Origin of the sequence: Arthrobacter sp. Leaf141, from assembly GCF_001424565.1 — a bacterium.
Lineage (GTDB): Bacteria > Actinomycetota > Actinomycetes > Actinomycetales > Micrococcaceae > Arthrobacter.
Genome location: NZ_LMOL01000007.1, coordinates 1 through 12390 on the forward strand (window position 1 = coordinate 1; position 12390 = coordinate 12390).

Annotated in this window: 12 protein-coding genes; 7 read left to right on the forward strand and 5 right to left on the reverse strand. The window is 67.3% G+C overall.

Features of this window, described 5'->3' with window-relative positions:
* Positions 1 to 281: 281 nt before the first annotated feature.
* Both ASF72_RS07715 and mmuM read left to right on the forward strand, forming a co-directional pair.
* Positions 282 to 1733, forward strand: a complete 1452-nt coding sequence (locus ASF72_RS07715; RefSeq protein ID WP_056598050.1) for an amino acid permease — start codon at positions 282 to 284, stop codon at positions 1731 to 1733.
* Between the two features lie 112 nt (positions 1734 to 1845).
* Positions 1846 to 2784 (forward strand): homocysteine S-methyltransferase, encoded by a 939-nt coding sequence (gene mmuM, locus ASF72_RS07720; RefSeq protein WP_056597856.1) that lies wholly within the window; start codon positions 1846 to 1848, stop codon positions 2782 to 2784.
* On the opposite strand, the gene ASF72_RS07725 is transcribed toward mmuM, so the two are convergent.
* Positions 2781 to 3329, reverse strand: coding sequence for a dihydrofolate reductase family protein (locus tag ASF72_RS07725; RefSeq protein WP_056597858.1), 549 nt, complete (start codon positions 3327 to 3329; stop codon positions 2781 to 2783). The two genes, mmuM and ASF72_RS07725, sit on opposite strands and share 4 nt — an antisense overlap.
* A gap of 232 nt (positions 3330 to 3561) precedes the next feature.
* On the opposite strand from ASF72_RS07725, the gene ASF72_RS20960 reads away from it, so the two are divergent.
* Entirely contained in the window at positions 3562 to 4044 is a 483-nt protein-coding gene (locus ASF72_RS20960; RefSeq protein ID WP_056597859.1) for a hypothetical protein, read from the forward strand.
* 25 nt (positions 4045 to 4069) lie between these two features.
* On the opposite strand, the gene ASF72_RS07735 is transcribed toward ASF72_RS20960, so the two are convergent.
* On the reverse strand, positions 4070 to 6220 hold the full coding sequence (locus ASF72_RS07735) for an EAL domain-containing protein (protein WP_056597861.1): 2151 nt from the start codon (positions 6218 to 6220) through the stop codon (positions 4070 to 4072).
* Between the two features lie 197 nt (positions 6221 to 6417).
* Positions 6418 to 6687, reverse strand: coding sequence for a GlsB/YeaQ/YmgE family stress response membrane protein (locus ASF72_RS07740; protein ID WP_050684852.1), 270 nt, complete (start codon positions 6685 to 6687; stop codon positions 6418 to 6420).
* A 224-nt stretch (positions 6688 to 6911) separates the two neighbouring features.
* On the opposite strand from ASF72_RS07740, the gene ASF72_RS07745 reads away from it, so the two are divergent.
* Positions 6912 to 7778: an HAD family hydrolase gene (locus ASF72_RS07745; RefSeq protein WP_050684853.1), complete on the forward strand. Its 867-nt coding sequence runs from the start codon at positions 6912 to 6914 to the stop codon at positions 7776 to 7778.
* Between the two features lie 18 nt (positions 7779 to 7796).
* Here the strand turns inward: ASF72_RS07745 and ASF72_RS07750 are convergent, their stop codons facing one another.
* Positions 7797 to 8972, reverse strand: coding sequence for a glycosyltransferase family 4 protein (locus ASF72_RS07750; RefSeq protein ID WP_056597863.1), 1176 nt, complete (start codon positions 8970 to 8972; stop codon positions 7797 to 7799).
* A gap of 246 nt (positions 8973 to 9218) precedes the next feature.
* Between ASF72_RS07750 and ASF72_RS07755 the strand changes: the two genes are divergently transcribed.
* Together ASF72_RS07755 and ASF72_RS07760 are read left to right on the forward strand one after the other, a co-directional pair.
* On the forward strand, positions 9219 to 9725 hold the full coding sequence (locus ASF72_RS07755; RefSeq protein ID WP_056597865.1) for a PRC-barrel domain-containing protein: 507 nt from the start codon (positions 9219 to 9221) through the stop codon (positions 9723 to 9725).
* A 183-nt stretch (positions 9726 to 9908) separates the two neighbouring features.
* On the forward strand, positions 9909 to 11222 hold the full coding sequence (locus ASF72_RS07760; protein WP_056597867.1) for a cell division protein PerM: 1314 nt from the start codon (positions 9909 to 9911) through the stop codon (positions 11220 to 11222).
* A gap of 53 nt (positions 11223 to 11275) precedes the next feature.
* Here ASF72_RS07760 and ASF72_RS07765 read toward each other — a convergent pair whose 3' ends face one another.
* Complete coding sequence (locus ASF72_RS07765; protein WP_050684857.1) at positions 11276 to 11704, reverse strand: hypothetical protein; 429 nt, start codon at positions 11702 to 11704, stop codon at positions 11276 to 11278.
* A 39-nt stretch (positions 11705 to 11743) separates the two neighbouring features.
* On the opposite strand from ASF72_RS07765, the gene purN reads away from it, so the two are divergent.
* Entirely contained in the window at positions 11744 to 12319 is a 576-nt protein-coding gene (gene purN / locus ASF72_RS07770; protein ID WP_056597868.1) for a phosphoribosylglycinamide formyltransferase, read from the forward strand.
* The last annotated feature ends 71 nt before the right edge of the window (positions 12320 to 12390 follow it).

Sequence of the window (12390 nt, forward strand, 5' to 3'; positions counted from 1 at the left end):
GCCTACGTGATTTACTACTAACCACCTAACCAACAGGTGTTGCAACGACCCCTAGAAACCGCCAGGCCCCCGCCGCCGTCGTGCGTTCCAGGAAACGCGCCTGAGCACCAGGCCCCGAAGCAGAAAATGATCAATATGAACAAGTATTTTTGTTTTTAACGCGCCAAATTCGGGGATTGTGCTACTTTCGGCTCTGGCGACGGGCACTTCTTCGGCCCGTAAGCACCCCCTGAATCCCCTGAATCCCCTGGAGACCCGTGGAAACCCCTGCACACCCGACGCTGGCCGTCCAGCCCGCCGCACCAAACCGCGACGCGGCTCACCCGCCCGGACTCCGGCGCTCCATGGGTCCGCGGCACCTGGTGATGATCGCCATGGGCGGCGTGATCGGCTCCGGTCTGTTCCTCAGCTCCGGCTACACCATCTCCCAGGCCGGACCGCTGGGCGCCGTGCTTGCTTACCTGGTGGGCGCGTTTGTGGTGTACCTGGTGATGGCGTGCCTGGGCGAACTGGCCATCGCGTACCCGGTGTCCGGCGCGTTCCACATCTACGCCGCGCGGTCCATCGGCCCCGCCACCGGGTTCACCACCGCCTGGCTGTACTGGCTCTGCTGGGCCGTGGCCATCGGGTCCGAGTTCACCGCCTCCGGCCTGCTGATGCAGCGCTGGTTCCCGGACGTCGCCGTGTGGGTCTGGTGCCTGGTCTTCGCGGCCGTGCTGTTCGGCTTGAACGCCGTGTCCGCCAGGTTCTTCGGCGAGTCCGAGTTCTGGTTCGCCATCATCAAGGTGGCCGCCATCATCGGGCTGATTGTGCTGGGCGGCGCGGCGCTGTTCGGGTTCCAGCCCCTCGGCGGAGGCGGCAACCACCCGCTCCTGTTCGAAAACTTCGCCACCGAAGGCGGGCTTTTCCCCAACGGGTTCACCGGCGTTTTTATCACCGTGCTCGCCGTGTTCTACGCGTTTTCCGGCTCCGAGCTGATCGGCGTGGCCGCCGGCGAAACCAAGGACCCGGCCACCAGCATCCCGAAAGCCATGCGCACCACCGTGATCCGGCTGCTGATCTTTTTTGTGGGCGCCATCGCCGTCATCGCCGCCACCATCCCGTACACGGAGGTGGGCCTGGACGAGAGCCCGTTCGTCACGGTGTTCTCCGCCGTCGGCATCCCCTTCGCGGCCGACATCATGAACTTCGTGATCATCACCGCGCTCCTCTCCGCCGGCAACAGCGGCCTCTTTTCCTGCGCCCGGATGCTCTACTCCCTGGCCGACGAGGGCCACGCGCCCGCCGCGTTCCGCCGCCTCACCCGCCGCGGCATCCCGCTGATTGCCCTCTCCGTGAGCATGGTGGGCGGCGTAGCGTCACTCATCAGCAGCGTGGTGGCACCCGAAACCGTGTACCTGGTGCTGGTGTCGGTGGCCGGCTTCGCCGTGGTGGCCGTCTGGATGTCCATCACCGCCTCGCACTTCTTCCACCGCCGCGCGTTCGTCCGCCGCGGCGGCGACGTTGCGTCCCTCACCTATCGGGCTCCCCTCTACCCGCTGGTCCCGATCCTCGCGTTCACCCTCTGCGTGGTCTCCCTGATCGGGATCGCCCTGGATCCCAACCAAGTGGCGGCGCTGTACTTCGGCGTCCCGTTTGTGGCCGGGTGCTACGCCTGGTTCCACTTCCGGCACGGCAGGACACGGACGACGGCGGCAGCCCGGCCCGGTGCTGACCGCACCGGTGACGGGTAGGACGCAGCCGCCGGCCGCAACCAGCCCACGGCGCCTTCCCGTCCTGCGCCTTCCCCGCCAACGGCATGGCACGTTGCCCATGCTGAAATCACCACGTTTTGGAGTTCGTCCCATGCCCAGCGCCACGTCCCTCTCCCGTCTCCTGGAAGCCCGCGCAAACCTTATTGCCGATGGTGCCCTGGCTACCGAACTGGAGGCACGCGGCTGCAACCTGGACGATCCGCTCTGGTCAGCCAAGGTGCTGGTGGAGCAGCCGCACCTGATCCGGGACGTCCACAGCGACTACTTCGCGGCCGGGGCCGGCATTGCCACCACCGCCAGTTATCAGGCCACACCCCTGGGGTTCGCCCGCCGGGGCCTGTCCGCAGCGGCCGCGCTGGAGCTGGTGGCGCTGTCCGTCAGCCTGGCGGACGAGGCCCGGCGCGGGCACCTGGCAGCGCACCCTGACGCCGGCCCGCTCCTGGTGGCAGGTTCGGTGGGCCCCTACGGCGCCTACCTTTCAGACGGCTCCGAGTACCGGGGCGACTACGTGCTGTCGCCGGCTGCCTTCGAGGATTTCCACCGGTCCAGGATCGCCGCGCTGGTGGATGCCGGCGCTGACGTCCTCGCCTGCGAAACACTTCCGTCGTTTGCCGAAGCGGAAGCCCTGCTGGCCCTGGTCCGGGAGTACGGCGTTGAAGCCTGGTTCACGTTCTCGCTGCAGGACGGCGGGCACCTGGCGGACGGCACTCCGCTGGAAGCCGTGGCCGCCCTCCTTGATGCCGAGCCGCTGGTGGCCGCGGTGGGGGTGAACTGCGTGCCGCTGCGGCTGGTCTCACCTGCCCTCGAAGCGCTGGGCCGCGCCACAGCGACACCCCTGATGGCCTATCCCAACTCCGGCGAGACCTTTGACCCCGTGGCCAAGACCTGGACGGCCGGAACGGATGCCGCCGCTGCTGGTGTGCCGGGCCTGGCCCAGGGCGCAGGAGCATGGCGCGGGCTCGGTGCCCGCATCCTTGGCGGCTGCTGCCGGACCACCCCTGCAGACATCGCCGCCCTGGCGCGGGCCTAGTCCAGCCGTTTGTAGGTGCTCAGGACATTGCCCTTGCTGGTGCGGGACTGATCCGCCAACACCAGGCGCGTAAGCGGGTCGCCGTCCTCGAACAGCCTGCGGCCCGTCCCGGCCACCACGGGGTGGGTCATCAGGGTGAGCTCATCGAGGAGGCCGGCAAAAAGCAGTTGGCGGGTGATGGAGATACTGCCGCACACCGCGATCTCGCCGCCTTCACGGGCTTTCAGGCCCGCGACGAAGTCTTCCAGGGGAGCGTCCATCACGGTGGAGTTTTGCCACGTGAGGGGGTCGGCCAGGGTTTTTGAAGCGACGAACTTTTCCACGGGATTGATGAAGCCGGCAAAGTCCTCGTCCGCCGATGCCGTGGGCCAGTAGCCCGCCCACTCCTCGTAGCTCACCCGGCCCAGGACCACCGTGTCCACGGTTTCCATCATCCGGCTCAGGCCCTGGCCAAGCTCCGCGTCAAAGCTGTCGAACTGGAACTTGAAAGGATCGGAAACCACGCCGTCCACGGAATGGAACAGGCCTGCTGTGACTTTGCGCATCGGTGCCTCCAAAGGCGTCAAGGGACCCTGATCCGGCCCTGGTCCTACCGTATTCCGCGGGCCGTCCGGAGGGAAGGATCCGGGGTGGGCGGGCAGGGCAGGAACCGGCCGAAAAAAGTCTCCAGTTATGTTCATCACTCGCCACGGCGTCTTGCGCTGTATTCGTCACCCGCGGCCCCATACTTGAAATGAACGGCGTTCGCCGAGCCCCGGCCAGGCAGGAGGAAAATGCATGGAAACCCTCAAGAAGATCGTGACCAACCAGTATTTTCCGGCCGCCGCGGTGCTCACTGCCGTGCTGGCCTTCTGGGCTGTAGGGCTGCTGGGCGGACTCTCCCTCCTGCACAACAACCAGCCGCCGCTGGCAACGCTGACGTGGCTGCTTTTTGTGTACTTCGCAGCGGTGCTGTCGCCGTTGGCCGGACTACTGGCCGCCGCGAGCCTGATCCGCCGCTGGCGCCGCAACCGCGCCGCGTTCCAGGCGCTGGAACGCGCGTCAGCCCCGGCGTCATCCGACCGGACCGAAGCTCCCGCCAAGGCCGCCACTTCGAAGCCCGCAACCGCCGCCAGGAACGCGCAGGCAACGCCGCCGCAGCAGCACACCCGGCCTGCGCCGCCGCGGCAGCCCACGCAGGGCGCCGCCAAGCGCCCGGCACCCGCCGCCGGTGACGCCGACAAACACCCCCACCAGCCCGGACGCAAACAGGCCGCTTAGGCGGACCGGATAACAACCAGCCCGGCTACTCCCGCTGCTTCAGCGCGGTGAGCGCCGCCTCGGCATGCCGGACCGCCTGCACCAGCCGGGATCCCGGCTCCGGCAGGGAGAACAGATAGCCCTGCAGCGTGTCGCAGTCCAGGGCCGTGAGGTAGTCGGCCTGGGCTGCCGTTTCGACGCCCTCCGCTGTGACTGTCAGGCCCAGGCTGTGGGCCATGTTGATCATGGAGCTGAGGATGGGCAGGCGTTCCAGGCCGGTCCGCACCATGGAGACGAAGGACTTGTCGATCTTTACGGTGTCCACGGGAAGGTCCTGCAGCCTGCCCAGGGAGGAATAACCGGTGCCGAAATCGTCCAGCGCCACCCGGGCGCCGGCGTTCCGGAGGGTGCCCAGTTGCCTGATGAGGGCGCAGTCGTCGTCGAAAAACACGCTCTCGGTAACCTCCACCACCAATTGGTAGGCGGACACGCCGCTGGCCTCGGCCAGGCTCAGTACCTTTTCTGCGAAATCGGACTCCTGCAGTTGCACAGCCGAGACGTTCACGGCCAGCGACCTGGCGGGGTCCTCGCTGAGCCAGCCCGCCAGCTGCACCATGCTCAGGGCCATCACCTCGATGCCGATCTCACTGATCAGGCCCGTGCGTTCGGCGAGGGGGATAAAGACCGACGGCGGCACCCGCTCCCCGGCGCGGGTCCACCGGGCCAGGGCTTCGACTTGAACCACCTGCCCCATGCGGTGCGAGACAATCGGCTGGAAATCGACGCTGATCTCGCCGCGGGGAACCGCGAGCCGCAGGCCGCCTTCCATGTCGGTCCGCTGCACCAGCGCCGTCATCATGTCCGGGTGGAAACGCAGGAACCGGTTCTTGCCTGCAGCCTTGGCCGCGTACATGGCAATGTCCGCCTGGCGCAGCAGCTCGGAGGGGCCCAGCGTGTCCTGGCTCTTGGAGGCCAGGCCCAGGCTGAGGCTGGGCCGCAGCAGCGTGCCGTGGATTGTCACCGGGACGTGCAGGCAGCGGACGATGCATTCGGCGATCTCATCCGCGTCGGGGCTGGCGGTCAGCAGCACCACAAATTCGTCGCCGCCCAGCCGGGCCACCACCTCGGCGGTGGGTACGCAGCCCCGGAGCCGGCGTGCCACCTCAACGAGCATGTCGTCACCGGCCTGGTGCCCCAGGATGTCGTTGACTTCCTTGAAATCGTCCAGGTCCAGGAGGAGGACGTCCACGGATTTCAAACGGGGCTCAGCCAGGGCCACGGCCAGGGCATCATTAAAAACTGCCCGGTTGGCCAGCCCGGTCAACGGATCCTGGAAAGCCATGGCCCGGAGTTTTTCCGTTTGCGCTGCCAGGTCGAGCATTGCCTGCTGCGCCTGCTCCTGTGCCTTCCGGCGCGGAGTCACATCCCGGAAGCTCCACACCCGTCCCACGATGCCCTGGCCCACCCGCTGCGGCCTCGAATACCGTTCGAAGGTCCGGCCGTCCCGGAAATCCACCACATCGTGGCTTTCTTCTTCCGGATTGTCGTCCAATTCGTTCAGGCGACCCATAAAGGCTACGGGGTCAGCGAGTTGCCCCACGATGATCCGCATGATGGGTTCCTCGCTGTCGCCCTGGAGGAGCTCGGGCGGGATGCCCCACATGGTCAGGAAATTGTCGTTGTAGCCCGCCACCCGGCCCTCCCTGCTCATCACCAGGATCCCGTCAGCGGTGGATTCCAGCGTCGCCGTGAGCAGGGACATGGCCTCGCGCAGATCGGCGTTGGTGGCGTGCCGGTGGGTTGTATCCCGCACCGAGACCAACAGCAGGGGCCCGTCCGGGTGGCCACCGGCGGCACCCGTGTCCGCCGGAACCGGAGACCCGGCCACCTCTGCGTGGAAGGCAGTGCCATCGCGGCGGATGGCCTGCGCCTCCAGCAGCGGCGGATGGTTGGGGGAGCCGGCCCCGGACCGGCCCAGGATCTGGGCCAGTTCCTGCTGAAAGCCAGCGCCGAGCAGCGCCTCGACAGGGAGTCCGCTCAATTCCTCCGGGCTGTATCCGAACAGCCGCGAGGCGGCGGCGTTGGCCAGGGTCACGGTTCCCCCGCCAGTAAGCGCCAGCAAGGCATCCGGACTGGCGTCAAGCATCGCGCCGAACATCCGCACTGCCACATCATTGGCGTGACCTGATCCGGCCATGACACCACCCCCTCGCACATCATAAAACCAATTTCCACAAATGTGCGGCGATGTGCGGAATCGGTTTCCCGGTTGTTACACCCCGCCGCGGTCATGAACCGCTGCAATGGCAGGAACGGAAGCCAGTACAGGACACAAAAATGCCGCCCTCCGAAAGGGGGACGGCATCTTTGTGTTTTGTGTTGGGACCCGGGCTGCTAAGCCCGGCTGCGTCCGCGGTTGGCCACAGCGCCGTAGACCAGGAGCACTACGATCGAGCCCAGGATGGCGAGCAGCCAGGTGCGGATGTCGAAGAATTCTGCCAAGCCGCCGCCAAAGATCAGCGATCCGATCCAGCCGCCCAGGAGGGCGCCCACAACGCCGAGGACCAGGGTGACCACCCAGCCTCCGCCTTGGCGCCCGGGCAGGATTGCCTTTGCGATGGCGCCGGCGATCAAGCCCAAAATGAGAAATCCGAGAATACCCATGTTGTCACTCCTTAATCAGTAAGTTGTGCCGGGTCCCCACTACCGGTTCCCTCATTCAATCAGCGTGCTTACTTTCCTGCAAGACCCTGAATATCACAGGATGGCTGTCAGTTTGCGGTCGGAAACTGCCCGGGGAGCTGCCGACGGGAGCGGCGGCGCCCCGGGCGCGTCATCCGGGCGTGGATAGGATGGAGGGTCCCCGCCACCTATTGAGGAGCTCCGGCATGTCCAGCCAGCCAACCGTCCGTACCCGTGCCGTTTTCCTTGATATTGACGGCACTTACGCTGAGCACGGACTGGCTCCCGAGGCCCATGTGGACGCCGTCCGCGCAGCCCGGCGCCTGGGCCACCTGGTGTTTGTCTGCACGGGCCGGCCGCTCTCGATGGTCCCGGCACGGATCCTCGACGCCGGCTTCGACGGGACCGTGACGGGTGCCGGCGCCCGCGTGGAAGTGAACGGCGTGGTCCTCCGGGACACCCGCTTCAACCCGGACCTGGCCCGGCGGCTCGTGGAAATCCTCGACGCCAATGACGTTGCGTACATCCTCGAAGCCCCGGAATCCCTCCATGGCCGCACAGGTGTGGACCAGCGGCTGCGGAACGTTCTTGGTCCGGTTTTCGCCGAACGGCACACCTCCGGCTCCGGCCAGGATTCCGCCGAGGACCCCCTGGAAGACATCCTCGGCCCCATGCAGTACGGCGATGACCTGCGGTCCGAGTCCTTCGCCAAAATCTCCTGCTTCGACTCACCCGTGCCCCTGCGCAGCCTCCTGGCAGACTTCGGCCATGAGGTGGGACTCATCCCCAGCTCCCTGTCCGCGCTGGGCGAGGGCGCAGGCGAAATCTTTATGACCGGCGTGCACAAAGCAGTGGGCATCCAGGTGGTGGAAGCCCATCTTGGCCTGGACCGGGACGACATTGTGGCCATCGGCGACAGTGCCAACGACATCGAAATGCTGGCCTACGCCGGCGTGGGCATCGCCGTGGAAGGCGGCCACCCGGACGTCCTCGCGGTCGCCGACAGGTTTACGCCCGGCCCCGACAGCAACGGCGTAGCGCTGGCCTTCGCCGAGCTGGGCCTGTTGGACTGACGCGGAGGCCCGGCCCGCTCAGGCGGGCAACCGTCTGCTGCCCCACGGCTTCGGCGCCCCGGCGCTGACCGCAGGCGAGGCAGTCCCTGCCTGGACGTCGTCGTAATGGCGAACCAGTTCGGCGCACAGGACGGGCCACGTCCGCGCCTGGACCGAGTCGTGGGCCGCGGCCGCGAAGGCGCGGCGCTTGGCGTCGTCGCCCATCAGGTCCTGGACGCGGGCGCGCATGCCGGCCAGGTCGCCGGGTTCATACAGCCACCCGGTCCGGGAATTCTCCACCAGGTCCAACGGCCCGCCCCGGCCCGTGGCCACCACCGGCACACCGGAGGCCATGGCCTCCTGGATGGTCTGGCAGAACGTTTCGAATTCGCCGGGATGGACAAAGAGGTCGAAGGACGCCACCGCCCGGGCCAGGTCGTCCCCGCCCAGGAATCCTGTGAAGACCGCTGCGGGCAGAGCCTCCTCGAGCGCGGCCCGCTGGGGCCCGTCGCCCACAACCACCAGGCGGGTGTTGGGAATTCCGGCCAGTGCGGCCAGGTCCTCCACCTGCTTCTCCACGGCGAGCCTGCCCACATAGCCGATGATCCGCTGCCCGCCGGGGGCCACCGAAGCCCGCCACCCGGCGTCGCGCTTCGCCGGCGAAAACCGGGCCGTGTCAACGCCGCGGCGCCACATCTGCACCCGGGGAATGCCCCGGCCGCGCAGCTGGTTCAGCGCAAAAGTGGACGGCACCAGGGTGCGGGTGGCCAGCAGGTGGATGTTCTCCACCCGGTTCCAGGCCCAGTTCTCCAGGAACGGAACGCCGTACCGGCCCGCATAACTGGGCACCTCCGTCTGGTACACCGCCACCGTGGGGATGCCCAGCTGGTGGGCCGCCTGCGCTGCCCGCCAGCCCAGTACAAACGGCGACGCGAGGTGGACCACGTCCGGGGCATACTCGGCAAGGATTCTCTTGACCCGGTATACACCGCCCATGGCCACCCGGACGTTCGCGTACCCCGCCAGCGGGACCGCCGGCAGCCGTTGGACCGCAGCGCCCTGGACCTCCGCAGGCGCCTGGGCGTCCGGGGTGGACGGGGCGATGACCAGGACGTCGTCGCCCCGGTCCTGGAGATGGTCCAGCACCCGCAGGATGGAGTGCGTGACTCCGTTCATCAGCGGCAGGAATGATTCGGCAACAATTGCGATCCTCACCCCTCCACGGTGGTGGCCGGCTCTGGCTTGCCGGGGGAGACGGCGTAGCCCGCAGGGAAAGCTTGGGTGAACAACCCGGGTTCCCCCGGGCCTGCCGGCGGGTGGGGTTCCCTTTTTCTACTAAGCATGCTTACTGTAGAGGGCAAGCAATGAGGCCTCAAGCAGCCGGGGTCGGACCCCGGCGCTGGACTCCGGCGCCGGGGACAACCACTGCCGGGCATCTGCCGGGCGCAGGCAAGGAGACCCATGCTCGCGAGGGAAGACATTGAAGGACTGCTCAGCCGGGGCGGCCATGTTGTAAGTGCTGATGGGACCACCATCGGTTCCATCGGCCAGCTTTATGCCGACGATGACACCGGCGAACCCACCTGGGTCACCGTCAAGACCGGCCTTTTCGGCACCTCGCAGTCTTTTGTTCCGGTCGAGGGCGCGCGCAGCCAGGACGGCAACCTGGTGGTTCCTTTCTCCAGGGACCACGTGAAGGACGCACCGCGCGTCGAGGCGGACGGCCACCTCACACCGGAGGAGGAGGACCGGCTGTACACCCATTACGACAGGGAAGTCCGCACCTACTCGGATGTGCAGGACACCACCGTGGAAGCAGTGGACCTCCAAGGCGATGCCGACTTGAACGCGGGCACCCCCACTGCCGGCATCGGCGCAGAGCCGCCCGCGGCAGTTGCACCCTCCCGCGCGGCACGGCTGCGCAGGTACGAGGCGCCGGACCGCCGCGACGGCGACGGCCGCGCCTGACCGGTTCCATCCAGGCCGGCGGGGTTCCTGCTATTGGGGGCGTCGGCCTGGCTGGTCAGCTGGAATAACGACGCCGGGAGCACCCGTGTGGTGCCCCGGCGTTTGTTATGCCCGGGCCGGGTCTGCCGTGGCGCGCCTGTCGTTCACCGGCGCGGGCTGCCCGGCGTGACACCATGGAACACGATGAAACTGCGCGCTGATCAGACCGGAGACCGTGGCCTACCCATGCCCTTATGGCTGCAGGGTGTGCTGGAATCGGTGCAGGCCGCCGTCATCTCCGCGCTCGCGGTGCTGGCCCCCATCGTCGCCGTCTGGGCCACTGCGGGTTTTCAGAACGGGCAGCCTGATGTTCTGGCCCGCCTGGCCGGACAGTCCTGGCTCCTGGTCCACGGTGTGCCGCTGAAACTGGTGGGCGTGGGGCAGGATGCAGCGGCCACCGGGGCCAGCGGGATCCTCAGCCTGGTGCCGTTGGGCCTGACCCTTATTCCCTTCCTCCTGGCCTGGCGCGCCGGCCGGCGGCTGGCGCGCGCCTCCTACACTGACCAACTGTGGCAGGCGCTCCTGGGCTCGTGGGCTGTCTATTCCGTCTTCGGAGCCGCGACTGCCTTTGTGTGCCGCACGCCCGACGTCGTTATTAATCTCTGGCACGCCATGCTGTTCCCGCTGATCCCTTTTGCCCTGGGCATGATCATCGGGGCCCGGCGCGAGGCGGGATCGTGGAGCCGGCTCATCGGTGTGGACGCGGTGGACTGGATTTCCCGGACCAGCCAGCATTCGCGCTGGGCGGGCTCGTACCTTGCGTCCGCCGCCAAGGCAGGCGTGGTGGGCGTCCTGGTGGCGCTGTCGCTGTCGGCGGTGCTGCTGGCCGTGGACCTCTTTATCCATTGGAACCTGGTGGTGACCGTCTACGAGGCGCTCGACGCCGGTGTGGTGGGCGGTGCGGCCCTCACCATCGCGCAGCTCGGCTACCTGCCCAACCTGGTGGTGTTTGCGCTGTCCTGGACCTCCGGGGCGGGGTTCGCCATGGGTGCCGGATCCCAGGTGGGCCCGCTGGCCACGGCCGTGGGGCCGCTGCCCTCGGTTCCGGTGCTGGCCGCGATTCCGGCGGGCGGGCTGGAGTTTGGCTTCGTGGCGCTGATGGTTCCCGTGCTGGCCGGTGTCCTGGCGGGCTGGTGGTTCCTCCGCGAAGGTGAAAACCACTTCGACGAATGGCTGTCCATCAAAATCCGTGCCCGCTGGTTCACGGCGTCGGCATCCACGCTGGTGCTGGGCCTGCTCGCCGGGCTGGCCGCGGGACTGCTGGCCATGGGGGCCGCATTCCTGGCGCGGGGCTCAGCCGGACTGGGACGGCTGACCGACATTGGGCCTGACCCGCTGTGGACGGGAGTCTGGGTGGCCGCCGAGGTGGGGATCGGCGTCGTGATCGGTTACGCGGCCGGACCCTGGCTGGAACGCGGGCAGACGGTGCCGGAGCACAACGCGCAGCTGGTGCATTAAGCCGGTGCTGGTGGCGGCTGTCGGGTGCCGGCTGCCGTCTGCCGTCTTACGGATCAGGGTGCGCCGGGAAACGCATCCTGAAGCTGCACCATGCAGGACGAATGCGCCTGGTCCGTCAGCGCCCGTCTCTCGCAGGCCTGGTAGTCGCTGACGTCGCCGTAGAACAACGCAGTGACCATGATCACCAGCGCCATCACCGCTGAAACCACCAGCCCCGAGATGGCACCAAACATCACCAGCCTGGATTGCCGGTACTTCGCCTCCCGGACCAGCAGGACGATGCCCAGAGCAATGCTTGCCGCCGTGAGGATGGCGGTCAGCCAGAGGTAGCCCACATCCAGCTGGTACACGAAGTAGGCCCCCAGCACGGAGACAATAAACATCCGGAACAGGGACCGGGTCCTGGCCAGGGAGGCCTTGGCTGCCTCACTGAGCGGGGCCTTCGTTTGCTGGGGCCCGCCTGGATCCGGTGTGCTGTTCATGTTTTCCAGCCTACGCGAGCGTGCCCATAAGCTAGTCCCATGCGTATCGTTGTCCTCGTTTCCGGAACCGGGTCCAATCTCCAGTCAGTCATAGACGCGGTTGAAGCGGGGGAGCTCGACGTTGACATTGCGGCGGTGGGAGCCGACCGGCCGGGCACCTACGGCGTTGAACGCTCCGCAGCCGCCGGGATCCCCACGTTTGTGGTGGATTTCAAAGCGCACCCGGAGCGCGCGGAATGGAACGCTGCCCTGACCGAAGCGGTGGCCGCGTTCAACCCGGACATCGTGGTGTCGTCCGGCTTTATGCGGATCGTCAGCCCGTCCTTCATCGACGCGTTTGAAGGCAAATACCTGAACACGCATCCCGCCCTGCTGCCGGCCTTCCCCGGTGCGCACGGCGTCCGGGATGCCATGGCCTACGGGGTCAAGGTCACCGGCTGCACTGTCCACTGGGCCGACGCCGGAGTGGACACCGGCCCCATCATCGCGCAGGAAGCCGTGACCATCGAGGAAACCGACACCGAGGAAACCCTGCACGAGCGGATCAAGGTGGTGGAGCGCCGGCTGCTGGTGTCCACGCTGGCAACCCTCGCTGCGCCCTCCCGGACCGAGTAGCCCCCTCTCTCCCAACTGACTCGCAGTTGTTGTCGTTTTGAGCCCTCAAAACGACAACAACTGCGAGTCAG